Raw genomic sequence first — 24,752 nt, forward strand, 5'->3', positions numbered from 1 at the left:
AGGCGATGCGCCATGAATTTGGCGTATAATGCCTGAAAACAAGAACGACCACAGGTCGGGGAGGAACACTCGTGAGCGAACCGCAGGTCTGGCTTGCAGCCTTTCGTCCGCAGCCCATCCACACCTACCTTGACGATGCGGTGCGTCGTCACGGTGACCGGCCGGCCATCGATTTCCTTGGAAAGGGCTACAGCTACGCCGAGTTCGGGGCGGAGGTCGACAAGGTTGCCGTCGGGCTGCAGGCGCTGGGCGCGGTGAAGGGCACGAAGATTGGTCTGTGCCTGCCGAACACGCCCTATTATCCGATCTTCTACTTTGCCGTGCTGAAGATCGGGGGCATCGTCGTCAACTTCAACCCGCTCTATGTGGAGCGGGAGATCGCAGCGCAGGTGCAGGATGCGAACGCGCGCATCATGATCACGCTCGATCTCAAGGTGATCTACGACAAGGTGGATGCGGTGCGCCGCGCCGGGCATCTCGACACGGTGGTCGTCTGTCCGATGGCCGACGCGCTGCCGCCGCTCAAGAGGCTGCTGTTCACGCTGTTCAAGGCGCGCGACCGGGCGAAGGTTCCTCACGACGACGCCCACCCGCGCTATGGCGAGCTGACGGTCCGCGGGTCGACGCCGCATGTGCCGGAGATCGCGCCCGACACCGATGTCGCGGTGCTGCAATACACCGGCGGAACCACCGGGCTTCCCAAGGGGGCGATGCTCACCCACACGAACATCTCCGCCAACCTCGAGCAGATCCGCTCGGTGTTCTGCATGGCCGAGCCCGGTCAGGAACGGATGCTGTGCGTGCTCCCGTTCTTCCATGTGTTCGCCATGACGGTGGCGCAGAACCTCTCGGTCGCCATCGGCGCGGAGATGGTGATGCTGCCGCGCTTCGAGCTGAAGCAGCTTCTTGACGCGGCGAAGCGCAAGCGCGTCACGCTCTTCCCCGGCGTGCCGACGCTCTATACGGCCATCAACTCGGACGAGTTGACGCGCTCCTACGATCTCACCTCGATCAAGATTTGCCTGTCCGGCGGCGCGCCGCTGCCCGTCGAGGTGAAGGAGCAGTTCGAGAAGCTGACCGGCTGCATGCTGGTCGAGGGCTACGGGCTGACCGAGGCTTCGCCGGTGGTCACGGTCAATCCGCTCGACGAGCGCCGCCGGGCCGGGTCCATCGGCATGGCGGTGCCCGGCACGACCATCGCCTTCCATTCGATCGAGAACCCCGCGCAGCAAGTGGGCGAGGGGGAAAAGGGCGAGCTCGTCGTGCGCGGACCGCAGGTCATGGCCGGATACTACGAGCGCCCCGAGGAGACTGCCCGCGCAATCCGCAACGGGGCCCTGCACACGGGCGACGTCGGCTATCGGGACGCGGAGGGCTTCGTCTATCTGGTCGACCGCATCAAGGACCTGATCCTGTGCTCCGGCTACAACGTCTATCCGCGCATGATCGAGGAGGCGATCTACCGTCACCCCGCCGTCGAGGAGGCGATCGTCATCGCGGTCCCCGACACCTACCGCGGTCAGGCGCCGAAGGCCTTCGTCAAGCTTCGCCAGGGCGAGAGCCTTACCGGCGGCGAGATGCTGACCTTTCTCAAGGGGCACCTGTCGAAGATCGAGATGCCGCAGGAAATCGAGTTCCGGGACACGCTGCCGAAGACGATGGTCGGCAAGTTGTCGAAGAAGGAGCTCGTTGCGGAGGAGGCGGGAAAGCGCGACGGCGGGACGGGCTGACGCATTTGTTTCGCACGAAGTCGCAAGGTGTGTGCGCGCCGCTTGATGCGGCGGGCGGGGCTTGGCATTGTCTTCGTCCTCTTAACCGACGAGCCGGAGGCCGCAGCGCCAGATGACGGGCGAATTGCCGACGTACCTCACGACCAGGGAAATGGCCGACCTTCTCCGGGTCAAGGAGCGAAAGATCTACGACCTGGCTGCAGCCGGCGAAATCCCGCACAGCCGGGCCACCGGCAAGCTGCTGTTTCCCCGCGATGTCGTGCTGGCCTGGATCGAGAGCGCCAGTGACGCGCCGTCGCCGGATGCGGTGCGTCCGACGGTGCTGCTTGGCAGCCACGATCCGTTGCTCGAATGGGCGCTGCGCGAATCGGGCTCGGGCCTTGCCGCCTTCTTCGACGGCAGTCTGGACGGGCTCGACCGCTTCGAGCACGGCGAAGGTGTCGCCGCCGGCCTGCATGTGGTCCAGGACGAGGGCTGGAACACCGACGCGGTGTCCGCGCGTTTCCGCTATCGGCCGGTGGTGCTCGTCGAATGGGCGTGGCGCAACCGCGGCCTGATCGTGCCGCAGGGCAATCCGCAGGATGTCACGCGCCTCGCCGATCTCGCCGGCCGCCGGGTCGTGCGCCGACAGAAAACTGCCGGGGGTCAGTTGCTGCTGGAGCGACTGGCACGGGAGGAGGACCTGGCTCTTTCCCAGGAAGACAGTCCACTGGCCCGTGATGAGCGCGACGCGGCGCTGGCGGTTCTGGACGGACGAGCCGACGCGGCCTTTGGGCTCGAGGCGTCGGCGCGGCAGTTCAAGCTCGATTTCGTGCCGGTCTGCGAGGAGCGGTTCGACATTCTCGTTGCCCGCCGCGAGTGGTTCGAGCCGTCTTTCCAGGCGCTCGTCGCCTTCACCCGCACACCTGCTTTCGCCGAAATGGCAAGAAGCCTCGGCGGCTACCGGGTCGAGGGCATCTGGAAGGCGCATTTCAACGGCGGATGAGCCGCCTGTCCGTCTGGTGTGCGGCTTCGTCTGGTGCGCGGCTCAGGGCGGATCCGAGCGCACGCCGGTGCGCGCCGTGACCTGCCGCCCGAGGCGCTGCTCGCGAAAGGCGGTGTAGAGCGCGGCCGTCACGATCAGCGCGGCGCCGGCAAGCGTCGCGATACCCGGGATGTCCCCGAAGATGAGAAAGCCGACGACCGTCGCGTAGATCAGGCGCATGTAGTCGAACGCGGCGATGGCGGAGGCCTCGCCGGCGCGGAAGGCGCGGATGTTGCACATCTGCCCGGCCCAGGAGAACAGGCCGACGACGACGAGAAGTCCGAGTTCCTCCCAGGTCGGCGTGAGCCAGTTGTAGAAGGCGATCGGCGCCATGATGACGCCGACGAAGACCGCCTGGTAGCTGAGGATCGTGATCGGGCGTTCCACCTGCGACAGCTTGCGGATGATCACCATCACCACGGATGCGCCACAGGCTCCGATCACGGCAAGGGCCGAATAGAGGTAGGTGCCCTCGGCACCCGCCGGCCTGGCGATGATGATGACGCCGAGAAAGCCGATCAGCGTCGCGGCCCAGCGATGGCGGCCGACCGTCTCGTTGAGGAAGAAGATGGCGAGCACGGTCAGGAAGAAGGTCTTTGAAAAGCCGATGGCGGTGGCGTCGGCGAGCGGCAGGTGCACTGCGGCGGTAAAGCCGCACAGCATCGCCGTCGAGGCGCAGACGACGCGCAGCGCATGCAGCATCGGCCGTCGGGTCACCAGCGAATGCGGCAGGCCGTAGATGATTGTCGGGGCGACGATCAGGGTCATCAGGACCTGCCGGATGAAGATGATCTGGGCGACGTGCAGCCGCTCGCCTAGGATCTTGATCAGCGTCACCATGACGGTCAGGAGCATGCCGGCCAGCAGCATCCACAGGATGCCGCGCATGTTGTCGGGCAGAAGCGACAGTCGGTCGCCTGCGTCGCGAAAGCGCTGGGCTGGCCCCCGGTGGCGGGGAGGGGAATCCATGCTTGGCTGTTCCATCGAGCGGGCCGCGTGCGCGGCAAGGCAGGACTGACAGCATAGACCCATCCGCGCCAGCGAAGGAAGGGGGCGTGGACCGGGCGAACGAGCTGAGGCCGATCAAGACCCACTTGGCGGGCCGGGCGGTTTGCCGTTAGTCTGGCCCGCAACGGGCCGCAAACGCGTGCTGTGACGCGCGTGTTTGCGGCCTGACAGACCCGCCGGCGAGGACCCACCTGGCCGAACCGCAACCTCTTCCGCCCTTGACCGCACGTCGCGCGACCCCATGTCGCCAGCGAGCCCCCCGGCAGCCAGCGAACTCTCAATGAGGCCTTTCGAATGAACGAGATTGTCCAGGCGAAATTCGGTATGGGCGCCCCGGTGCGCCGCAAGGAAGATGACGCCCTGATCACCGGCCGCGGCAACTACGTCGACGACCACAAGCCGGAGGGCGTGCTCAAGGCCTTTGTGCTGCGTTCGTCCATGGCGCATGCCCGCATCGCGCTCGGCGACCTTGCCGACGCGCGTTCGGCTCCCGGTGTCGCGATGATCCTGACGGCTGCGGATCTGGAAGGGCTCGGGAACATGCCGACCAAGGCGGTGCTGACCCAGCCCGACGGCTCCAAGCACGCCATTCCCCCGCGCCCCGTTCTGGCCACGGACACCGTGCGCCATGTCGGCGAGCCCATCGCCATGGTGATCGCCGACACGATCGCGAACGCCAAGTCGGCGGCGGAACTGATCGAGATCGACTACGAGCCGCTTGATGCCGTCGTGGAGACGGGCGATGCGCTGAAGCCCGGCGCGCCGCTGGTCTGGCCCGAGAGTGGCACGAACCTCGCCTACACCTTCGAGATCGGCGACGCGGAGGCGACCGGGGAGGCTTTCGCCAGGGCCCATCACGTCACCCGCATCGAGATCGTCAACAACCGTCTCGTGTGCAACTACATGGAGCCGCGCGGCTGTATCGCCGAATATGACAAGGATACCGGGCGCTACACGCTCACCGCCGGCACCCAGGGCGGTCACGGCATGCGAGACATCATCACCGGCGACATCCTGCGGATCGAGAAGGATCGGCTGCGGGTGGTGACGCCGGACGTGGGCGGCGGTTTCGGCACCAAGAACTTCGTCTATCCGGAATACCCGGTGGCGCTGGTGGCGGCGGAACGTCTTGGCCGACCGGTCAAATGGGTCTGCGAACGCTCCGAGCACTTCCTCGCCGACGCCCACGGGCGCGACAATCTCGCAGCCGCCGAGGTCGCGATGGACGAGGAAGGGCGCTTCCTTGCCATGAAGGTCGACCTGATCGCAGCCATGGGTGCCTATCTTCACCAGTTCGGGCCCTATATTCCCTTCCTCGGGCTGTCGATGACGACCGGCCTTTATGACATTCCGGCGATGCACGCGGCGCTGCGCGGTGTCTTCACCAACACCACGCCGGTCGATGCCTATCGCGGCGCGGGCCGGCCGGAAGCCGCCTATCTGCTGGAGCGTCTGGTCGACAAGGCGGCGGCGGAGATGGACCTGTCGCCGGCCGAGCTGCGGCGTCGCAACTTCATCACGCCGGAGCAGCTTCCCTACACGACGCAGGCCGGGCGCATGTACGACACGGGCGAGTTCGCCCAGCACATGGACAAGGCGCTTGCGGCGGCAGACTGGGACGGCTTCGAGGATCGGGCCCGCCAGTCGCGCGAGCGCGGTCGGATGCGCGGCATCGGCATGGCCACCTATATCGAGGCCTGCGCCTTCGCCGGCTCCGAGGAGGCGACGATCGAGCTTGGAACCGACGGCTCGCTGACGCTTCTGATCGGCACCCAGACCAACGGCCAGGGCCATGCGACCGCCTATGGCCAGATCATCGCGGAGCAGTTCGGCGTCGATCTGGACAAGGTTTCGATGATCCAGGGCGACACTGACCGGGTGCGCAAGGGCGGCGGCACGGGCGGTTCGCGTTCGATCCCCATCGGCATGCCCTCGGTGCTCGAGGCATCGAAGTCGCTGGTGAAGAAGGTCAAGGAACTGGCGGCCGACAAGCTGGAGGCCGGGGTCGAGGATCTTGAGTTGCTGGATGGCGAGGTTCGCGTTGTCGGCACCGACCGTGCCGTAACGCTTGCCGAGATCGCCGCCGGCGCGCCGGAGCCCCTGATGGGGCGCGAGGAGGTGCGCCAGAACGAGGCGACCTATCCCAACGGCACACACATCTGCGAGCTCGAGATCGATCCGGAGACCGGTGACACGGAGCTGCTCGACTATGTGATCGTCGACGACTTCGGTGTTGTGGTGAACCCTCTGCTTCTCGCCGGGCAGGTGCATGGCGGCGTGGTGCAGGCCATCGGCCAGGCGCTGATGGAGCAGACCGTCTATGACGAGGACGGCCAGCTCATGACGGCCTCCTTCCTCGACTACCGGATGCCACGGGCGGCCGACATTCCGCCCATTCGCTTCGACACCCGCAACGTGCCTTCCACCACCAACGCGCTCGGTATCAAGGGTGCGGGCGAGGCCGGCACCATCGGCGCGACGCCGGCGGTGATGAACGCGGTCAACGATGCGCTGCGCCGGGGGGCGGGCGTGCCGCAGATCGAAATGCCGGCAACGCCGTCGCGCGTGTGGGAGGCGATTGCCGCGACCCGCAACTGATCCGTCTCTCCGGGGCCGGGCGACACTCGAAGGAGGGCCGGATCGCCGCGGGGTGGTCCGGCCCTTTTCGCGTGCGTTGCCGGGGCCGGTAGCTCGGGCCTTCCAGTCGGTCGGGTCTGGCAGCGGGGGAGAAAGCACGGCGGCACAGTCGCTTGTGCCCGCCGATGGTTGCGCGACCGGGCGCAAGGTGCTTTGCTTGGGTGCGGTCCTCGGGTCCGCTCCTTCCCACCGAGAGCAGGGCGCGCGGATATCGCGGTTGCCGCCCGCAGCCCCTCCAGCCCGGACACCTCCTTCATGTCTTCCAAGAGCGCGTCGTCTTCCAGCAGCGCGCCCGAGCCCGGGCCGAAGTCTTCACCCGATCTGAACCACTACAACCCCAGGCTCGGCATCACGCTCAAGGTGGGGTCGGCGTTGCTGTTCACCGGCATGGTGGCGCTGGTGAAGATCCTGTCGGCGCGCTATCCGGTGGGCGAAATAATCTTCGCCCGCAGCTTTTTCGGCATCCTGCCGGTGCTGGCGATGGCGGCCTGGCGGGGCGAACTGCCGGGCGCCTTCCATACCAAGCGGCCGATGGGCCATATCAGCCGAGCGGTTGTCGGCGGACTGGCCATGACCTTCTGGTTCGCCGCCCTTGCCCGGCTGCCGCTGCCGGATGCGACGGCGATCAGCTTTGCCGCCCCGCTGATCACCGTGGTCTTCGCCGCGCTGATCCTGCACGAGACCGTGCGCATCTACCGCTGGTCCGCTGTCGTCGTCGGCTTTATCGGCATTCTCATCATCCTGTCGCCGCATCTGGGCGGCTCGGTGGAGGGACCGGAGACGGCCACCGGGTCGGCCTTCGCCTTCACCTCGGCCGTCTTCATGGCGCTGGCGATGATCACCGTGCGGCGGCTCACCGGCACGGAGCGGACCTCGACCATCGTCATCTGGTTCGCCGGCGTGACCTCGATCATGGCGCTGATGAGCGCTCCCTTCGGCTGGATCATGCCGGATGCGACGGATTTCGCGATGCTTTTGTGCATGGGGCTGCTTGGCGGCGTGGGGCAGATCCTGCTCACCAGCAGCTACCGTTTCGCCGATGCCTCGACCATCGCGCCCTTCGATTATTCGACCATGCTCTGGACGGTTATCGTCGGCTGGCTGGTCTTTTCCGACGTGCCGTCGGTGGAGGTGATCGCCGGAGCCCTGATCGTGATCGGCGCGGGCGTTTTCGTCATCTTCCGCGAGCGGGCGCTCGGGCTCGACCGCTCGAAGGAGCGGCGCACGGTGACGCCGTCCAAGGTCTGACCCGAGCCGCCGCAGCGATTCGCGTGGGGCTCAAAACGCCTTGAAGGTGATGATTGTCTTGGTGTCGAGGATGCCGTCGAAGGGATGTACCTTCTCATTGACGAAATGACCGATATCGGTCTCATCCTCGACGTAAAACTTGACCATGAGATCGTAGTCACCCGCCGTCGAGTAGATTTCCGAGGCGATTTCGGCGTCAGCAATGGAATTCGCGACCTGATAAGCCTTGCCGAGATGGCATTTGATCATGACGAAGAACGGGATCATCTTTCTCTCCGTTGCGGCGCTCGCGCAGGGTGGCCGGCGCCGGTTTGGGTTGCCCGCCAGTGAAGCGGAAGCGGGCACGCTCGGCAAGTGGCGTGCCGGCCGCCGATCCGCGTCTCCTGTGCTTTCTGTCGGTCAAAGGGGGGATGGCGGGGGCTGGAAAGTTGCGGCATGGGCCGGAACCTGCCATGAAAACGGGACCGTTCGGCCCGCTCGCGGGTCGCGCAGGGCGGTGCGAAACGACCACGGAAAACAGACGACCACGGAAAGACGCGATGACGACCCGTCGCCCCACTGATGCCGATGCCGAGTGCCGCGAGATCTCCGGTCCGCGGCCGGCCAAGTCTGCCGGCGCCGCCGGGCTGACCCGACGCGGGGCGCTGGGGCTTGCCGGGGCGGGGGCCGTGGCCTCGCTCGCCCGTCCGGCGCTGGCGCAGACCACGATCGAATGGAAGATGGCGACCGCCTGGCCGGCGGATCTGCCGGGGCAGGGCGCCTCGGCGCAGCGCATCTGCGACATGATCGCGGAACTGAGCGGCGGCCGCATGCGGGTGCGCCTCTTTGCCGCCGGGGCACTGGTGCCGGCGGCGGAAGTGTTCGACGCGGTTGCCTCCGGAACGGCGCAGATGGGACATGCCTCTCCCGCGTTCTGGCAGGGGCGGATGCCAGCGGCGGCGTTCTTCGCCACCGTTCCCTTCGGCATGCTGCCGGGCGAGCATGTGACCTGGATCGAGCGTGGCGGCGGGCAGGAGCTGTGGGAGGCGCTTTATGCGCCCTTCGGCGTCCGGCCGTTTCTGGCCGGCAACAGCGGCTGCCAGCTCGGCGGCTGGTATCGGCGTCCGGTCGAGCGGCTGGAGGACCTTCAGGGGCTCAAGATCCGCATGCCTGGCCTTGGCGGGGAGGTCATGCGGCGCCTCGGCGCAACGCCCGTGTCGCTGCCGCCCGGCGAACTGATCCCGGCGCTGTCGAGCGGACTGATCGATGCGGCGGAATTCCTCGGTCCCGCGAGCGACCGTCCGCTCGGGCTCGCAGCCGTTGCTCCCTATTGCTACGCGCCCGGCTTCCACGAGCCGAACGGGGCGAACGAGGCGCTCGTCAATGCGGTCGCCTTCGACGGCCTTTCAAGCGACCTGAAGGCGGTCGTGCGGGCTGCGTGCCGGGCGGAGACGGTTCTGTCGCTTGCCGAAAGCGAATGGATCAACGCCGACGCGCTGCGGGCGCTGCGCGAGGAGGACGGGGCTTCGATCCGCGTCTATCCCCAGGACATTGTCCAGGCGCTGCGCTCGACGGCGCGCGATGTGGTTTCGGGGCTCGGCGCCGACGGCGATCTGGCGCGCGACATCTTCAAGAGCTATTTCCGCGCGATGAACCGGATCGCACCGTGGAGCGATGCTTCCCGCCGGCTCTTCCTGGAAGGCCGCGGCGTCTACTTCTGAGGATTTCGGTACGTTCGCGGCGCCATTGCGCCATCAATTCGCCGAGGAGATCGACGGATCGGTGAAGATCCTCTTCACCTCCTCCGGCACCTCGCGATACCGCCCGTCGCGCAGGGCGGCGATGGAGAAATCCACCAGCGGATCGAACAGCAGGTCCTGATGGCCCTCGGGCAGGCAGCGGCAGGTTTCCGCGACCAGCGCCGGGTGGAAGAACAGCAGCAGCGAGTGCTGGAACAGCATCGCCGCACTGTCGGCGTCCTGTTCGGGAAACTCGCCCCTGGCGATGCCCTCGCGGATGACGGCGGCGAAGGAGCGGCGTTCCTCTTCCTTGTGCACCTGTACGACGTCCCAGGCTTCCTCCATGGCCGCCTCGAGCAGGTCGTGGATCTTACGGAAGTCCGTGTAGCGGTCGCGCATGTAGTGGAAATGACTTTTCACCATGATGCGCAGCTGCTCGGCGCAGGTCTGCGCCGGCATCTCCATGCCCTTCTGCATCTGCTGGCGAACCTGCCAGGTCACCAGCCCCGCGACGGCCTTGGTCAGAGCAGCCTTAGATGAGAAGAATCGATAGACATTGGCCGGCGACATGCCGAGTTCGCGCGCGATGTCGGCGACGGTCGTCTTCTGGAAGCCGTAGATGTGAAACAGTTCGCTCGCCTTCTCGACGATGCGGCGGCGCATTTCGATTGCCGCGCTCGAAGTCGAGCCATCGCGGGACCCGCCATCGCGCGGGTCCGTTTCGTGGTTCATCGGGGTTTCCACCGGATGGACCGTCTTCTCGATTGTTTCGCTCATCTGTCCAATGCGGGCTCCGGCCCTGCCTGACTGTTGTTCTCGGTTTCAGCGCCGGCAGGCGCGATCATTGGCCTGCCTCGTCTTTCATCAACGCATCCAGCGCCTTGCCGGTTCCATCTGTCTGGGGTGGCCATGCTCCGGTGCGTCCAACTGACGTGCGTACCAGAATACCATGGGCACCTCTCACCTCGACGTCAACGTCCGCAGTTGAACATATGTCTCCTGACGAATATTGACAATCGTCATTCGACAGACAATATGTGCGAAATGCCGTTCGGGCATCGGCTTGTCATCGTGGCGGCCGCAGGGGTGATGTTGGCGGAACGCAAGATGCCGCGGATCGAGACGCGCGGCGGTTCCAGCCTGGCAAGGGAAAGACGATGAGAGACAATCACACCGCCACCCGCGCCGGGGAAGAAACCGCCGCGTCATCTGGGCGGACGTACGGCCGCCTGCGCCTTTCGGTCGGGCTCCTTGCCGCGGTTTTCCTCGCCGGGTGCCAGCCTGAGGCGAGCGAAGACACGGGCGGGCAGGGCGAGGTCCGTGCCGTCTGGGTCGAGCCGGTCGAAAGCGCGGCCGCCCGCATTCTTGCCTATTCCGGCACGGTTCGCGCTCGTTTCGAGGTGCCGCTGGCCTTTCGCACCGGCGGCAAGATCGCCGAGCGCTTCGTCGATCCGGGAACAAGCGTTCGCGCCGGAGATGTGATCGCGCGCCTCGATGCCACGGACCTGGAATCCAGCCTGCGGGCGGAGAAGGCGCGGGAGCGGGCGGCGGAGACGGAAGCGCGCCGCAGCGCCGAGGACCTCACCCGTGTCGCCGCACTCAAGGACAAGGGGCATGTCAGCGAATCGGCGCTCGACCGGGCGGAGGCGACCGCCGATGCGGCACGCGAAACGCTGAAGGCCGCGCGCGAGGCGCGCATCCTTGCCGAGAGCCGGCTTTCCTACGCTGTCTTGCGCGCCGATGCGGACGGCGTTGTCACCGAGGTCCGGGCGGAACCCGGCGAGGTGGTGACCGCCGGCCAGCCGGTGGCGTTGGTCACGCGAGGCAGCGCGCGCGAGATCGAGGTCGCCATTCCCGAGGCAAGGATCGCCGACCTGGATCGCGCGACGGCCCGGGTGTCGCTCTGGGCCGCACCCGGCCGCAGTTTTCCCGCCACCTTGCGCGAGGTTTCGCCGCAGGCCGACAGCGCCTCGCGCAGCTTCACCGCGCGCTATGCGCTCGACGCTCCGATCGCGGCGGTGCGTCTCGGCATGACGGCGACGGTCGCACTTTCGCCGGAAGCCGCGCATGAAGGTCTCTCCGTGCCGCTGTCGGCTGTCTGGTACGAAGGCGGCGCGGCGCGCGTGTGGCGCGCCGAGGCCGATGCCAGGCGGGTCAGCGCGGTTCCGGTGACGGTCAGGCGCATCGAGAGCGAGCGGGCGGTGATCGCCGGCGATCTCGCGGTCGGCGACGATGTTGTCAGCATGGGAGTGCACCGGCTTGACCCGGGGCTTGAGGTCCGCGTGGTGCAGCGCGCGGCCAGTGGCACGACCGCCGCTGGCGCGACGTCCTCCGGCGCGCTCGCGGTGGGGGCGCTGCAGTGAGCCGCTTCAACCTGTCGGCCTGGGCCCTGCGGCATCAGGCGCTCGTGCTCTTCTTCATCCTCGTCATCGCGGCGGCAGGCGTCTATGCCTATGTCAATCTCGGGCGCAACGAGGATCCCTCCTTCACGGTAAAGGTGATGGTCGTCACGGCCGCCTGGCCGGGAGCGACTGCGGAGGAGATGCAGGGCCAGGTCGCGGACCGGATCGAGACCCGTCTGCAGACGCTGCCTCATCTGGAGCGTATCGAGACCTACGCGCGGCCGGGCTTCATGGCCTCGCAGGTGGTTCTCAAGGATTCGACTCCGGCCGCCGATGTGGAGGGGCTCTGGTACCAGGTGCGCAAGAAGGTCGGGGATATCCGCTCCGAGCTGCCGTCCGGCGTCCTCGGTCCCTTCTTCAACGATGAATACGCCGACGTCTTCGTCCAGGTTCACGCGCTGACCGCGCCGGGCGCCTCCGCCATCGAGCTTTCCGATCTCGCCGAGACCCTGCGTCAGGGCTTCCTCAGGGTTCCCGGCGTGGAAAAGGTTCAGCTCTTTGGCGAGCAGGATCCGAAGATCTACGTCGACATCTCCTATTCCAAGCTCGCCACCCTGGGCATTCCCGCGAGCGCCATCTTCGACGCGCTCGCGGCGCAGAACGCCGTCGTGCCGTCCGGTTCGGTCGACACGCCGGCGGAAACCGTCGAGATCCGCGTCAGCGGCAGCCTGAACGGGGTCGAGGCGGTGGCGTCGGTGCCGATCGAGGCCGGCGGCAAGACATTCCGTCTTGGCGACGTCGCCCGCGTGTCGCGCGGCATCGCGGATCCCAAGAGCTATGTGGCACGCTACGATGGCGAGCCGGCGGTCATGATCGGCATCGCCATGTCCGACGGCGGCAACGTGCTGGATCTCGGCGAGCTGCTGCACGAGAAGGCGCGCGAGCTCAAGGCGCAGCTTCCGGTCGGGGCGGAACTCCACCAGGTCTCGAACCAGCCGGAAGTGGTGGAGGAAGCCATCGGCGAGTTCCTGCTCAAGTTCGTCGCCGCCATTTCCATCGTGCTCCTTGTGTCCTTCGCCTCGCTCGGCCTGCGCACCGGGATTATTGTCGCCCTGTCAGTGCCGCTGACTCTGGCCGGCACATTCGTCGTGATGATGGGCATGGGCATCGACCTGGAGCGGATCTCGCTCGGAGCGCTGATCCTGTCGCTGGGTCTTCTGGTCGACGATGCGATCATCGCCATCGAGATGATGGTGGTGAAGATCGAGCAGGGGTGGGACCGCTTCCGGGCCGCCACCTATGCGTGGGAATCGACGGCCTTTCCAATGCTCACCGGCACGCTGGTGACGGCTGCGGGCTTCCTTCCCGTCGGGTTCGCCAAGTCGGCGGCGGGCGAATACGCAGGCGGCATCTTCTGGGTGGTGACCACGGCGCTGCTGATCTCCTGGATCGTCGCGGTGGTCTTCACCCCGTATCTGGGCATGATGCTGCTGCCGCGCTCGCTGGAACGCAAGGCGGCGGAAAGCGGGCATCATGACGAGGAGGCGATCTATGCGACGCCCTCCTACAACCGGCTCCGCCGTCTGGTCTCCGGTGCGGTGCGCTTTCGCCTGCCGGTGGTGCTCGCCACCTTCGCCCTCATCGGTGGGGCTGGCTACGGCATGGGCTTCGTCAAGCAGCAGTTCTTTCCCAGTTCCTCCCGGCCGGAGGTGCTGATCGAGCTCCAGGGCGCGCAATCCGCCTCCTTCGAGGCGACGGATGCCGAGGTCCGCAAGATCGAGGCAATGCTCTCCGACAATCCCGATGTCGACTATTTCACCACCTACGTGGGGGCGGGCGCGCCGCGCTTCTTCCTCGCCTACAATCCGGCGCTGCCGAACCCGAGCTACGCGATGATCCTCGCCCAGTCGAAGGGCGGCGAACACACGGGGCGGCTGACCGAGCAGCTGCGCGCGCATTTCGAGACCGCGCCCGGCCCTGTGCGCGGGCGGGTCAACAGGCTCGAGCTCGGCCCGCCCGTGGGCTTTCCCGTTCAGTTCCGCGTCATCGGCGCGGATCGCGAAGAGGTGCATCGGATCGCAGAGCGGGTGCGCGACAAGATGCGCGCCCATCCGGACACGCGCTTCACCGAGTTGCAGTGGGGCGAGAAGATGAAGTCGATCCGTCTCGAGGTCGACCAGGACCGGGCGCGGGCGCTGGGCCTTTCGACGAGCGAGATCGGCCAGTCGCTGCAGGCACTTCTGTCAGGTGTCGAGGCGACGGCCCTGCGCGACGGCCGCCATTCGGTCGGCGTCGTGGTGCGCGCGACGGAAGCCGAGCGCGCCGCGCTCGGAGATCTCGGTGATCTTGTGCTTCGCGTTCGCGACGGCAGGGCCATTCCGGTTTCGCAGGTTGCCAGGATCTCTTATGAGGCCGAGGAGCCGATCCTGTGGCGGCGCAACCGCGAGACCGTCCTGAGCGTGCGCGCCGATGTGGCGCCCGGCGTGCAGGCGCCCGACGTCACCGCGGCGCTGCTGCCGGCGATGCGCGAGATCGAGGCGGGGCTACCCGCCGGCTACCGGATCGACACCGGCGGCGCGGCCGAGGAATCGGCCAAGGCGAACACGGCGCTGGCTGCCGTCTTCCCGCTGATGCTGCTGGCCATGGCGTTCCTGATCATGCTGCAGATGCAGTCGTTCTCGAAGATGGTGCTGGTCTTTCTGACCTTCCCGCTCGGGCTGGTCGGAGCGGTGGGGGCGCTGTTGCTGACGGATGCGCCCTTCGGCTTCGTCGCCATTCTCGGCGTCATCGCGCTGGGGGGCATGGTGATGCGCAACACGCTGATCCTGGCCGATCAGATCGAGCATGATCTCGGTGCGGGAGCGACCATGCGGCAGGCCATCGTCGAGTCGACCGTGCGGCGGTCACGCCCGGTGATCCTGACCGCGCTCGCCGCTGTTCTGGCGTTCATCCCGCTCACCTTCAATATCTTCTGGGGGCCGATGGCGATCTCGATGATCGGCGGGCTGACGGTGGCGACCGTCCTGACGCTGGTCTTCATGCCGGCGCTTTATGCCCTGTGGTTCCGCCGCCGCCTCGACAAGACCGAGGCGGAAATGGCGAGCCAGGCCGGTCGCGGGGCTGGCGGCGATGCCGCATCGGCCAGCGCACACACGGAAAATCCAGTTGAGGCAGAGCGTCAAACGGCCCCCGCACCGGCTCTGCCCCACGCGGCGGAGTGACCCGCGAGGTCATTCCGCCACGCCGCGCCGCCCGCCCCTCCGGCCTTTCGGCTCCCCCATCCCGGGGCCGGTTCGGGGCGGGCGGTCGAGGCCTTGCGCCCCTGGAGATCGGCTTGGGGCGTTCAAGGCGGGTGCCTGTGTCATTCCGGCAACGATCGGCGATGAAAGCATTGCTGCACTGCGGGAGTACTTGGTTGATCGATTTTGGAATTAATTTCTGAATTTTTCGGCTTCGTTCATGAAAGTGTCGTGAAAGCAATATCTTGAGCATATTTTTCATTGCACGCAAAACGTGCATGTCCTAACGATATTGGCAATATTTCGCGATCTCGCGCTGCAAAATCCCCGGATTTTCGGGAAATTTCCCGGCTTGCTTCTCTCGTTTTGGTTGGTAACGATTACGTAAACGTAATTGCCGGCAGGGGCATGCTGGCGAAGGCCGCTTCGGGAGGAAATGGCAGACATGGCAAGCAAGCGCAGGGTTCTATTGCTTTCGGCGACTGCGGTCGCCTTGTGTGTCGGCGCGACGGGAGCCTATGCGGGCGGTTTTGCGCTGCGCGAGCAGAGTTCCTATTATCAGGGCATGTCGTTCGCCGGTTATGGTACGACCGGGCCGTCGATCTCGTCCATGTTCTGGAACCCGGCGGCGCTTTCGGGGGCCGGCGCGGGCTTCACGTCCGAAACCCACAACACTGCGATTGTTCCGAATTCCGAGATCACCGGCACCTTCACGCCAGGTGTCGTGCCGGTTCCGGCGAGCACTGCGCCGTCCGGCGACATCGGTTCCGACGCCTATATTCCCGCAAGCTACATGGCCTATCGGGTCACCGACCAGGTGGTCTTCGGCCTCTCCGTCAACGCGCCCTTCGGCCTGTCGACCAAGCCGAACTACAACTGGGCGGGCCAGTTCTACTCGCGCACGTCAAAGGTTTCCTCGCTCAACGTCACGCCGATGATCTCCTATCAGATCAACGAGCAGCTTGCCGTCGGCTTCGGCCTGCAGATCGAGCAGCTCAAGGTGCGCCTGGCCACCGGCATTCCGACGGTGCCGGGCTTCCCCTCGGGCATCCTGGAGGGCGATGACATCGGCTTCGGCGTCACCGCCGGCCTGACCTACAAGCCGATGGCGGGAACCGAGGTCGGTCTGGGCTACCGCTCCGGCATCGTGCACGAGCTTGGCGGCAGCCTGCAGTCACCGGCCGGAACGCCGGCGATCGGCGCCAACCTGATTACGCCGGACTCGGTGAATCTTTCGGTGAAACAGCGCATTACCGATCAGTTCCGGCTGTTTGGCACGGTTGAATGGAGCAACTGGAGCCGGCTCAAGGCACCGCGCGTTTATGCGCAGGCCTCGGGTGCGACGGTGCAGACGCTGAAGTTCAATTACAGCGATGGCTGGTTCTTCGCGCTCGGCGGCGAATATGACATCAATGAAGACCTGACGGTGCGCGGTGGTCTCGCCTACGAGATCTCGCCGATCGACGATTCGATCCGCTCGACCCGCCTGCCCGACAACGACCGCTACTGGCTGTCTGCCGGCGCGTCCTATCGCTTCAGCGACAATCTGGCGTTCGACCTTGGCTACACCTACATCTGGTCGAAGGACACGCCGATCAACATCAGCGGCACCCATCAGGACTACAATCCGGCTCTCGGCAGCTACGTCGGCAACGCGGATTCGAGCGTCAACATTGTCTCCGCGTCGGTGCGCTACAACTGGGGCGGGGCGTTGCCACGGCCGAGCCTTGATCCGGCGCGCGGCTACTGAGCGGCTGCAATTCCGGCAATTCGCGTGACAGAATTTCGAAAACAAAGGCCGGCGGAAGCTTCCGCCGGCCTTTTCTTGCGTCATCCTCGCCGGCTCAGAAGGCGGCCGGGTAGAGGCCCCCGTCGATCAGCAGGTTCTGGCCCGTGATGTAGCCGGCGTGGGTGGAGCAGGCGAAGGCGCAGAGCTTGCCGAACTCGTCGGCCGTGCCGAAGCGGCGCGCCGGGATCTCCGCCATCTGGGCGGCGCCGGCGGCGTCGACGGAGGTGCCGGAGAGCTCCGCGGCGCGTTCCAGGCCACCGCGCAGGCGGTCGGTGTCCATCTTGCCGGGCAGGATGTTGTTGATCGTGACGTTACGCCCGGCGTAGCGGCGGGCGATGCTCGCCAGAAAGGCGGTCAGTCCGGCGCGGGCGCCGCTCGACAGGTCGAGCCCGTCGAGCGGCATGCGCACGGAGATCGAGGTGATGTTGACGATCCGCCCGAAGCCGCGCTCGGCCATGCCTTCGGCCACCTGCTGGATCATCTCGATCGGCGAGATCATGTTCTGGATGACGCCGTCGATCATCGCCTCGCGGTCCAGATCGAGATAGTCGCGGCGTGGCGGGCCGCCGTTGTTGTTGACCAGGATGTCGGGGGCGGGGCAGGCGGCGAGCAGCGCCTTCTGGCCCGCGAGCGTCGAGACATTGGCGACGACCGGCGTCACCTCGACCCCGTAGCGGGCGCGCAGGTCGCTGGCGGTGGCGTCGAGGCGAACCGCGTCGAGACCGTTGATCACGAGATTGCAGCCCGCCTCGGCGAGCGCCTCGGCGCACCCGCGCCCCAGCCCGCGACTGGACGCGCAAACGATCGCCGTGCGACCGGAAATGCCAAGATCCATCAGATATCTCCTTGTGCTGCACGCATCCGGGCCGGCCCGGGTTTGCGCCTTGCCAACCGTGATAGCGGATCGGGCGGGCGCGCGTCCATGGCCGGCGCCGGGCAGGCCTGGCGATGACGGATCGTCGCGCCTGTCACATTCCTGAGATCGGAATCGTGGATCAAGGCTCCAACACTTGTCAGGAGCGCGCCATGTCCGTCGAGCCGGCCCCGCGTCACTACCGGGCGATTTTCCTTTCCGATATCCATCTCGGCACGCGAGGGTGCCAGGCGGATCTTCTGCTGGACTTCATGCGCCACAACGACGCCGACACGATCTATCTGGTCGGGGATATCGTCGACGGTTGGCGGTTGAAACGCATGTGGTACTGGCCGCAGGCGCACAACGACGTGGTGCAGAAGCTGATGCGCAAGGGCCGCAAGGGCGCGCGCATCATCTACACGCCGGGCAATCACGACGAGTTCCTGCGCGATTTCCTCGGCACCCACTTCGGCGGCATCGAGGTTGTCGAGGAGACGATCCATGAGAGCGCCGACGGCAAGCGCTTCCTGGTGATCCACGGGGACAAGTTCGATGTCGTCGTGCGCCACGCCAAGTGGCTCGCGTTTCTGGGCGACTGGGCTTATGTCACGGCGCTCAACCTCAACACCGTGCTGAACGTGATGCGCCGCCGTCTCGGCCTGCAATACTGGTCGCTGTCGGCCTGGGCCAAGCTGAAGGTGAAGAACGCTGTCAGCTTCATCGGCAAGTTCGAGGAAACGCTCGCCCATGAGGCGGCGCGCCAGAAGGTCGACGGGGTGATCTGCGGGCATATCCACCATGCCGCCGACCATCGCGAGTTCGGCACCCGCTACATCAACACCGGCGACTGGGTGGAAAGCTGCACGGCCGTTGCCGAACATCACGACGGCACCTTCGAGATCATCCGCTGGGCGGACCGCTCCGCCGTTGCCGCGGAACCCCGGCAGCTCGGCCGCCCGCAGGTGGCCGCATGAGATCGCTGCTCATCGTCTCCGACGCCTGGCATCCGCAGGTCAACGGCGTCGTGAGGTCGATCGAGCGCACGGTCGTCGAGCTGGAGCGTCGCGGCGTCAGGGTGGTGGTGCTGTCGCCGTCTGATTTCTACACCGTTCCCTGTCCGACCTACCCGGAGATCCGGCTGACACTGACAACGCCGGGAAGCCTGCGCCGGCGGATCGCCGGTCTCGATTGCGAGCACCTGCACATCGCCACCGAGGGGCCGCTGGGAATGCTGGCGGCGCGGGTGGCGCGCACCACCGGCCAGCCCTTCACCACGAGCTACCACACCCGTTTTCCCGAATACCTCTCGGCGCGCATGCCCGTGCCGGTCTCCTGGTCCTACGGCTGGCTGCGCCGGTTTCACAACGCCGGCAGCGGCTGCATGGTGGCGACGCGGACGCTGGAGGAGGATCTTGCCGGGCGGGGCTTCCGCAACCTGATGCGCTGGTCGCGAGGTGTCGACCATGACCTCTTTCGTCCCCACCGCGACAGCGTGCTGCCGGCCGATGTCGAGGGACCGGTGTTCATGTATGTCGGTCGGGTTGCGGTGGAAAAGAACATCTCCGCCTTCCTCGATCTCGACCTGCCCGGGTCGAAGGTGGTCGTCGGCGGGGGGCCGCAGCTCGGCGAGCTGAAGGCGGACTATCCGGACGTGCTGTTCACCGGATCGAAGTACGGGGAAGACCTCGCCCGCCACTATGCCAGCGCCGATGTGGTCGTTTTCCCGAGCCTGACGGATACCTTCGGCAACGTGCTTCTGGAGGCGCTTGCCTGCGGGGTGCCGGTCGCCGCCTTTCCGGTGATGGGGCCGATCGACATCATCGGGGGAACGGATGCCGGCGTGCTGTGCGAGGATCTCGGCGCCGCCGCGCTTGCCGCGCTCGACATCCCTTCCGCCCGCTGTCGCGAGCTGGCGCTTTCCTACACCTGGGAAAAGAGCACCGGGCAATTCATCGACAATTGCATGCACGCGCAGGAAATAGCGCGCGCCACCACTGCCGCCGCCTGACGCCGCCGCGTTTCGCGCTTCAACGGCCTTCTCCGATCGTGTACCGATTGAATGATCTTGCGAAGGAGAGCGGCATGGGTATCAACGTCAAGGCACCGGTTTTTCAGGACATTCTCGATGCGCGCCGGCGCATCGCGGGCGAAGCGGTGCTGACGCCGCTGATCTCGTCCGCCTTTCTCGACGAACTGACCGGCGGCCGGATCCTGCTCAAGGCGGAGAGCCTGCAGCGCACCGGGTCCTTCAAGTTTCGCGGCGCGTTCAACCGGCTGTCGATGATCCCCGAGGCAGATCGGGCGCGCGGCGTTGTTGCCTGTTCCTCGGGCAATCACGCCCAGGGCGTGGCGGAGGCCGCCCGTATCCTCGGCATGCCCGCGACCATCGTGATGCCGGCGGATGCGCCGGAGGCAAAGCTTTTCCGCACGCGCCGTTCTGGAGCGGAGATCGTGACCTATGACCGGGCCAGCGAGGACCGCGACGCGATCACCCAGGCGCTTGCCGCGGAGAAGCAGGCAACGCTGGTGCATCCCTACAACGACCTGGGCGTCATTGCCGGGCAGGGCACCATTGGCGTCGAGGTGGTGGAACAGGCGGCCGAGCGCGGCCTGGCCGTCGAGGCGATGCTGACCTGCGCCGGCGGCGGCGGCATGACCGGCGGCATCGCGCTGGCGCTTGAGGCGCTGGCGCCCGATTGCGAGTTCCTGCCAGTGGAGCCTGCCGAATTCGACGACTACGGCCGCTCGCTCGCCGCCGGCGAACGGGTCGCCAACGCGCGCTCCAGCGGCTCGATTTGCGATGCACTGCTGACGCCGATGCCGGGCGAAATCGGCTTCGAGATCACCCGACGCCGCGCAAAGCGCGCGCTCGCGGTCACCGACGAGGAAGCCCTCGCCGCCGTTGCCTTCGCGTTCCGGGAGCTGAAGCTTGTGGTCGAGCCCGGCGGTGCGGTGACGCTCGCCGCCGTGCTGAGTGGCAAGCTGCCGGTGAAAGGGCGCACGGTGGCGCTGACGCTTTCGGGCGGCAACATCGACGGCGCCATGCTCGCCCGCGCACTCGCCGGCTAAGACACCCGTCATCGGCCAGGGTTGGTGCCCTGGCCGGGGCGGTGCGCGCGGGGGCGTGGATTGGGCCCCGGGTCAAGCCCGGGGTGACGCAGGAGAGGGGGCGACGTCCTGGGGGCTTCCCCCCGGGGAACGGCGGGGGCTGGCGCTGGCGGCGTTAGTTGAAGGCGCGTGGCGAGCCGGGGTGGCGCATGGTGCGGAACAGGTAGACGTCCCGGGCGACGCTCGAGGTGCCGACGCCGAGCCAGGCGCAGCGGAAGCGCAGGAACGCGCCGTAGGACTTGGGGCGGATGCCGGTTTCCTTCATCAGCAGCGCCACCGCGCCGTCGGCCTGTGAGGCGAAGGTGTCGCGCACGGTGCTCTCGCGCAGGCTCAGGTGGCGCGCCACAAGCCAGATGATGGCGTCCATGTCCTGACGCTCGATCAAGGTCAGCAGAATGGTCTCGAAGCTTAATTCTCCGGCCGCGATCTGGATGCGCACCTCGTGTTTGGACAGGGTCTCGCCATCGACCTCCATCTCGGCCTCGCGCTTGTCGGTGACCGCGCGGTCGGCGATCTGCCTGAGCCGGTCGGGGTCGTCGAGCGCCTTTTCCAGCTCCGGCGGCATCAGCGGGCAATCGGCCTCGCCAATCATCCGCAGCTCCTCGCGGAAAAGATCGTCGCCGGCGCAGCGACGGGCAAGGGCCGCCAGAAGGCGCGGGTCGGAGTTCGACTGGATCAGCAAGGCAAGCAGGGCGCGCACGTTGAAAGCGGCCCCGTCGTTGTGCAGCAACGCGTTGATGACCTGAAACCCGCCGCGCGCGACCAGCGTGTCGGAAATGCGGTTGGGCACGTTTTGGCGGCGGGCGATCGCCAGGCGGTGACGGTCGCTGCGGTGTCGGGCGACCTCGACCAGCTTTTCCTCGGAGATGACAGGCGAATGCTGGAGCACAGGTTCGCTGAGATCGAAGGATTCCTCGGCAAGCCGGTCGGCCAGCGGGGAGGTGATGCGGTCGGTGCGGGCAAGGCGGACAACGATGTCCAGGCGCACGGAATGGTCAAGCTGGTCGAAGACGTCGAGCACCAGGCTGGAGAACAGCGTCCGTTCGACCTCGCTTGGTTCGCGCTCGAGCTTGTCGGCATATTGCGCGCTCAGCAGACGGACGAGTTCGGAGCGGGCCGACGGCTCGCGGATCCGTGCCAATTCCTCCAGCTGCTGCCTGATCATGCCCCCGCTTCCAATCCCCTCGGCAGTCTCCACGCGCCTCCGCAAGGGAGCGGCGCCCGCCCGGTGGTGCGCCCTGCGCGAGCGCATCGGAAAGGATACGCCCTGTCATGTTAAAAATGCGTAGATGGCGGCACGCGCCAGCCTCGATGCCGTCGCAGTGTGATCTTCCCGGCGCGGCTGCGCAAGGGCTGTGACGGCTGTGCGGGCTCAATTGTCCCACGCGACAAGTATAAGAAATAAAAGAAGAAAATTACAGGGCGAAGGCCCTGAAGCGAAAGATTAGCTGAACAGGGCCTGGCGTTCGCCGGCCGAGAGCTCCTCGAGCGGGTCATCGCCGTCGACCTCGTCGTCCATCCGCGACAGCTGGCGCGACACGGCGTCGGCGACGGTGTCGTTGTCCGCCGTGGCCTTCGCCTCGGGCTCGACTTCGGTTTCCGTCTCCGTCTCCGTTTCGGTCTCAGTCTCGTTGTCGGCGGCCATCGCGGCCGCCATGTCGTCCTCGCCGCCGTCGGCGGGGGCGTCGAAGGAGGCCATCAGCGCCTCCATGTCCATTTCCTCATCGTCGGCGGCTTCGTCGGCGTCCTCCGCATCGACGAAGGCGACATCGTCCACGGCCGGACTGTCGATCATGACGAGATCGTCGAAGTCGTCGGCCTCGACGGTTGCCGGTGTGTCGGCATCGAAGAGGGCGCTGATGTCGTCCTCGTTCATCGGCTCGCTGCCGGCGTCCTGCGCGTCGGCGTCATCTTCCGCGAACAGGGCGTCGATCTCGTCGGCCGAGGCGGTGGTTCCGGCGAAGTCGCCGGCGCTCTCCTGCGCCGCGCCATCGGTGTCTTCCGTCTGGTCCCCGTCGGTGGGGCCGAACATTTCGTCGACCGTGTTCTGGCTGACGCCACGCCCGTCGAGCTGGGGGCCGTTCAGAAGGTGGGCGTCGGGACGGCTGTCCTCGAGATAGGCGCCCTCGTCGGCATTGCTGCCCTCGATGCCCCAGATCGAGATCATCATGTTGATGCGCGATTCGAGGTACTGGAGAACGTTGACGATCTTCTGGGTGCGCTGGCCGGTGAGGTCCTGGAAGGAACAGGCCATGAAGATCTCAGTGGCGCGGGCGTCGATGTCGTCGCAGGCGGCCTCGTCCGCGCCGGCCTCGCGCAGGGTCCAGGCGTGTTCCTGGATCGCCTCGGCGGCGGCGAGGATCTCCTGGGTGGCGGCTTCCGTCTTGGTGACGATGGCGTCGAGTTCGTTGGAGGCCTCGACGAAGCGGTTTCCGTCGTCCGATTCGTGCTTGATGTTGGCGATCTCGCGCTTGGTGCGCTCGATGGCTTCCTGCATGTCGGCGATGTCGAGGCGGATGCGGTCGATGCTCGGGATCGCGCGCTCGCGCGTCATCGTCTTCTCGAGCCGGGCGATGGCCTCGAGCACGACCTGCGTGTCGGGTTTCTGCTGGCGGCGTATGTATTCCGATAGGAACGAGCGTCCGCGTTCGGTCTCGGACAGGGCGACGAGAATCGCTTCGAAGTCGTCTTCCCTGATCGTTCCCGGCGTCGCCATCTCAACCATGTTCCTCGTCCGCAACCTGTCGTTTCGTCAAACCGGATCGCGCCGCCGGCACTCTCGCGCAAGGATGATGTTTAATCGCCAAATCCTTAAAATCGGTATAGAAGGCCGGCTTCAGCGCCAAACGGACCCCGCAAAATGCCGCAAGGTTATCTGGTCTCGGGCCTGTTCGCGGCCTACTTCTTCGGATTCGGGCTGTTCCTTCCGTTCTTTCCGGTGGTGCTGCGTGACACGGGCCTGACGGCGGCGGAGATCGGGACGCTGCTTGCGGTGCCGATGATCGTGCGGCTGGCCGCGAATCCCCTCGTCGGCGGGCTCGCCGACCGCTACGCGCGTCCGGGCACCGCCATCGCCGTGCTCTCCGGCCTCGCCGCACTCGCCTTCGCTGGCCTCTTCGTTGTCTCCGGCTTCTGGCCCATTGCCGCGCTGCTCCTTGCGGCCGCCCTCGTCTGGTCGCCTCTCGTGCCCATCGAGGATGCGCTCGCGGCTCGCCTCGACCGGGAGGGCAGGGGGCAATACGGGCGGATGCGGCTGTGGGGATCGGTCGCCTTCATCGCCGCCAATCTCGTCGGCGGGGCGGCGGCCGGGGTGCATGCGCAGGCGGTGGTGATCGGCGGGATCGTCGGCGGCATGCTGGTTTCTCTCGCCATCGGCCTGCGGCTCACGGTCCCGCAGGCCCGCTCGTCGGCGGACATGGAGCCGGAGGCAGAGCCGGAGCGGGAGCGGGCCGGGGCGGCGGTCGAAAAAGGCCGCGGCCTGCCGGATATCGGCTTCCTGCTCGTCGTGGTGGGGGCGGGCGTCCTGCAGGGCAGCCATGCCGCCTATTACGCGTTCAGCGCGCTGTTCTGGGAGGACGCCGGCTTTTCAGGGCTCTCCATCGGCATCCTTTGGGGGCTCGGCGTGACCACGGAGATCGTGCTCTTCGCCTATGCGGGGGCGGTGGGGGCGCGCATCGGGGCGCTCGGGATCCTGGGGATCGGGGCTGCGGCGGCCATCCTGCGCTGGCTGCTTTTTCCCTTTGTGGTCGATCCGCTGGCCACCGGACTGGTCCAGTTGCTGCACGGCTTCAGCTTCGGCGCGACGCATCTCGGGGCGGTCGCCTTCGTGGCGGCGCGCGCGCCGCGCCGCTGGGCAGGCCTTTCGCAGGGATTGCTTTCGATGGTGATCGGGCTTTGCACGGCGCTCGCCTCGGCGCTGGCCGGCGCGCTCTATGGCATCGGCCCGACGCCGGCGTTTCTCGCCATGGCGGCGATCGCCGGGGTCGGCTGTGCGATGCTCGCCGCCGGGGCCCTGCGTCTCAGGGCCGCGGCGACGCGACGCGAGGGCTGATC

18 protein-coding genes are annotated in these 24,752 nt (G+C 66.7%); 12 read left to right on the forward strand and 6 right to left on the reverse strand.

Features of this window, described 5'->3' with window-relative positions; all coding sequences use genetic code 11:
* Positions 1–71: 71 nt before the first annotated feature.
* Complete coding sequence (locus ACSLUQ_RS02185; RefSeq protein ID WP_417770970.1) at positions 72–1,730, forward strand: long-chain-fatty-acid--CoA ligase; 1,659 nt, start codon at positions 72–74, stop codon at positions 1,728–1,730.
* A 112-nt stretch (positions 1,731–1,842) separates the two neighbouring features.
* Positions 1,843–2,715 (forward strand): substrate-binding domain-containing protein, encoded by an 873-nt coding sequence (locus ACSLUQ_RS02190; protein WP_417770969.1) that lies wholly within the window; start codon positions 1,843–1,845, stop codon positions 2,713–2,715.
* 42 nt (positions 2,716–2,757) lie between these two features.
* Here the strand turns inward: ACSLUQ_RS02190 and ACSLUQ_RS02195 are convergent, their stop codons facing one another.
* Positions 2,758–3,723 (reverse strand): DMT family transporter, encoded by a 966-nt coding sequence (locus ACSLUQ_RS02195; RefSeq protein ID WP_417770968.1) that lies wholly within the window; start codon positions 3,721–3,723, stop codon positions 2,758–2,760.
* A gap of 333 nt (positions 3,724–4,056) precedes the next feature.
* Here ACSLUQ_RS02195 and ACSLUQ_RS02200 point away from each other — a divergent pair, with 333 nt between their 5' ends.
* Complete coding sequence (locus ACSLUQ_RS02200) at positions 4,057–6,360, forward strand: xanthine dehydrogenase family protein molybdopterin-binding subunit (protein WP_417770967.1); 2,304 nt, start codon at positions 4,057–4,059, stop codon at positions 6,358–6,360.
* Positions 6,361–6,654: 294 nt separating this feature from the next.
* On the forward strand, positions 6,655–7,647 hold the full coding sequence (locus ACSLUQ_RS02205; protein WP_461807577.1) for a DMT family transporter: 993 nt from the start codon (positions 6,655–6,657) through the stop codon (positions 7,645–7,647).
* Positions 7,648–7,677: 30 nt separating this feature from the next.
* Here ACSLUQ_RS02205 and ACSLUQ_RS02210 read toward each other — a convergent pair whose 3' ends face one another.
* Positions 7,678–7,914, reverse strand: a complete 237-nt coding sequence (locus tag ACSLUQ_RS02210; protein WP_417770965.1) for an Lrp/AsnC ligand binding domain-containing protein — start codon at positions 7,912–7,914, stop codon at positions 7,678–7,680.
* Between the two features lie 272 nt (positions 7,915–8,186).
* On the opposite strand from ACSLUQ_RS02210, the gene ACSLUQ_RS02215 reads away from it, so the two are divergent.
* A complete protein-coding gene (locus ACSLUQ_RS02215; protein ID WP_461807578.1) occupies positions 8,187–9,347 on the forward strand; it encodes a TRAP transporter substrate-binding protein in 1,161 nt (386 codons plus the stop codon).
* 33 nt (positions 9,348–9,380) lie between these two features.
* On the opposite strand, the gene ACSLUQ_RS02220 is transcribed toward ACSLUQ_RS02215, so the two are convergent.
* A complete protein-coding gene (locus tag ACSLUQ_RS02220) occupies positions 9,381–10,142 on the reverse strand; it encodes a TetR/AcrR family transcriptional regulator (protein ID WP_461807579.1) in 762 nt (253 codons plus the stop codon).
* A 380-nt stretch (positions 10,143–10,522) separates the two neighbouring features.
* Between ACSLUQ_RS02220 and ACSLUQ_RS02225 the strand changes: the two genes are divergently transcribed.
* The 3 genes from ACSLUQ_RS02225 (at position 10,523) to ACSLUQ_RS02235 (ending at position 16,696) form a co-directional block, all read left to right on the forward strand.
* Positions 10,523–11,728 carry an efflux RND transporter periplasmic adaptor subunit gene (locus tag ACSLUQ_RS02225; protein WP_461807580.1) on the forward strand — a complete coding sequence of 402 codons (1,206 nt, stop codon included), beginning with the start codon at positions 10,523–10,525 and terminating at the stop codon, positions 11,726–11,728.
* Positions 11,725–14,928: an efflux RND transporter permease subunit gene (locus tag ACSLUQ_RS02230; RefSeq protein WP_461807581.1), complete on the forward strand. Its 3,204-nt coding sequence runs from the start codon at positions 11,725–11,727 to the stop codon at positions 14,926–14,928. Before ACSLUQ_RS02225 ends, ACSLUQ_RS02230 begins: the two co-directional genes overlap by 4 nt.
* Before the next feature lie 463 nt (positions 14,929–15,391).
* Positions 15,392–16,696, forward strand: coding sequence for an OmpP1/FadL family transporter (locus tag ACSLUQ_RS02235; protein ID WP_417770960.1), 1,305 nt, complete (start codon positions 15,392–15,394; stop codon positions 16,694–16,696).
* A gap of 94 nt (positions 16,697–16,790) precedes the next feature.
* Here ACSLUQ_RS02235 and ACSLUQ_RS02240 read toward each other — a convergent pair whose 3' ends face one another.
* Entirely contained in the window at positions 16,791–17,570 is a 780-nt protein-coding gene (locus ACSLUQ_RS02240) for an SDR family oxidoreductase (protein ID WP_417770959.1), read from the reverse strand.
* Between the two features lie 191 nt (positions 17,571–17,761).
* Here ACSLUQ_RS02240 and ACSLUQ_RS02245 point away from each other — a divergent pair, with 191 nt between their 5' ends.
* The 3 genes from ACSLUQ_RS02245 to ACSLUQ_RS02255 all read left to right on the forward strand — a co-directional run bounded on the left by ACSLUQ_RS02245 (position 17,762) and on the right by ACSLUQ_RS02255 (position 20,660).
* A complete protein-coding gene (locus ACSLUQ_RS02245; protein ID WP_417770958.1) occupies positions 17,762–18,565 on the forward strand; it encodes a UDP-2,3-diacylglucosamine diphosphatase in 804 nt (267 codons plus the stop codon).
* Complete coding sequence (locus ACSLUQ_RS02250; RefSeq protein WP_417770957.1) at positions 18,562–19,599, forward strand: glycosyltransferase family 4 protein; 1,038 nt, start codon at positions 18,562–18,564, stop codon at positions 19,597–19,599. Before ACSLUQ_RS02245 ends, ACSLUQ_RS02250 begins: the two co-directional genes overlap by 4 nt.
* Before the next feature lie 74 nt (positions 19,600–19,673).
* The gene (locus ACSLUQ_RS02255) at positions 19,674–20,660 is read left to right on the forward strand and encodes a threonine ammonia-lyase (protein WP_461807582.1); all 987 of its coding nucleotides are present in this window, start codon (positions 19,674–19,676) and stop codon (positions 20,658–20,660) included.
* A gap of 154 nt (positions 20,661–20,814) precedes the next feature.
* On the opposite strand, the gene ACSLUQ_RS02260 is transcribed toward ACSLUQ_RS02255, so the two are convergent.
* A complete protein-coding gene (locus ACSLUQ_RS02260; protein WP_461807583.1) occupies positions 20,815–21,864 on the reverse strand; it encodes a DUF2336 domain-containing protein in 1,050 nt (349 codons plus the stop codon).
* Between the two features lie 279 nt (positions 21,865–22,143).
* The gene (locus tag ACSLUQ_RS02265; RefSeq protein WP_461807584.1) at positions 22,144–23,424 is read right to left on the reverse strand and encodes a protein phosphatase CheZ; all 1,281 of its coding nucleotides are present in this window, start codon (positions 23,422–23,424) and stop codon (positions 22,144–22,146) included.
* A 135-nt stretch (positions 23,425–23,559) separates the two neighbouring features.
* On the opposite strand from ACSLUQ_RS02265, the gene ACSLUQ_RS02270 reads away from it, so the two are divergent.
* Entirely contained in the window at positions 23,560–24,750 is a 1,191-nt protein-coding gene (locus ACSLUQ_RS02270) for an MFS transporter (RefSeq protein WP_461807585.1), read from the forward strand.
* Positions 24,751–24,752 lie beyond the last annotated feature (2 nt).

This window comes from Stappia sp. ICDLI1TA098, from assembly GCF_054880955.1.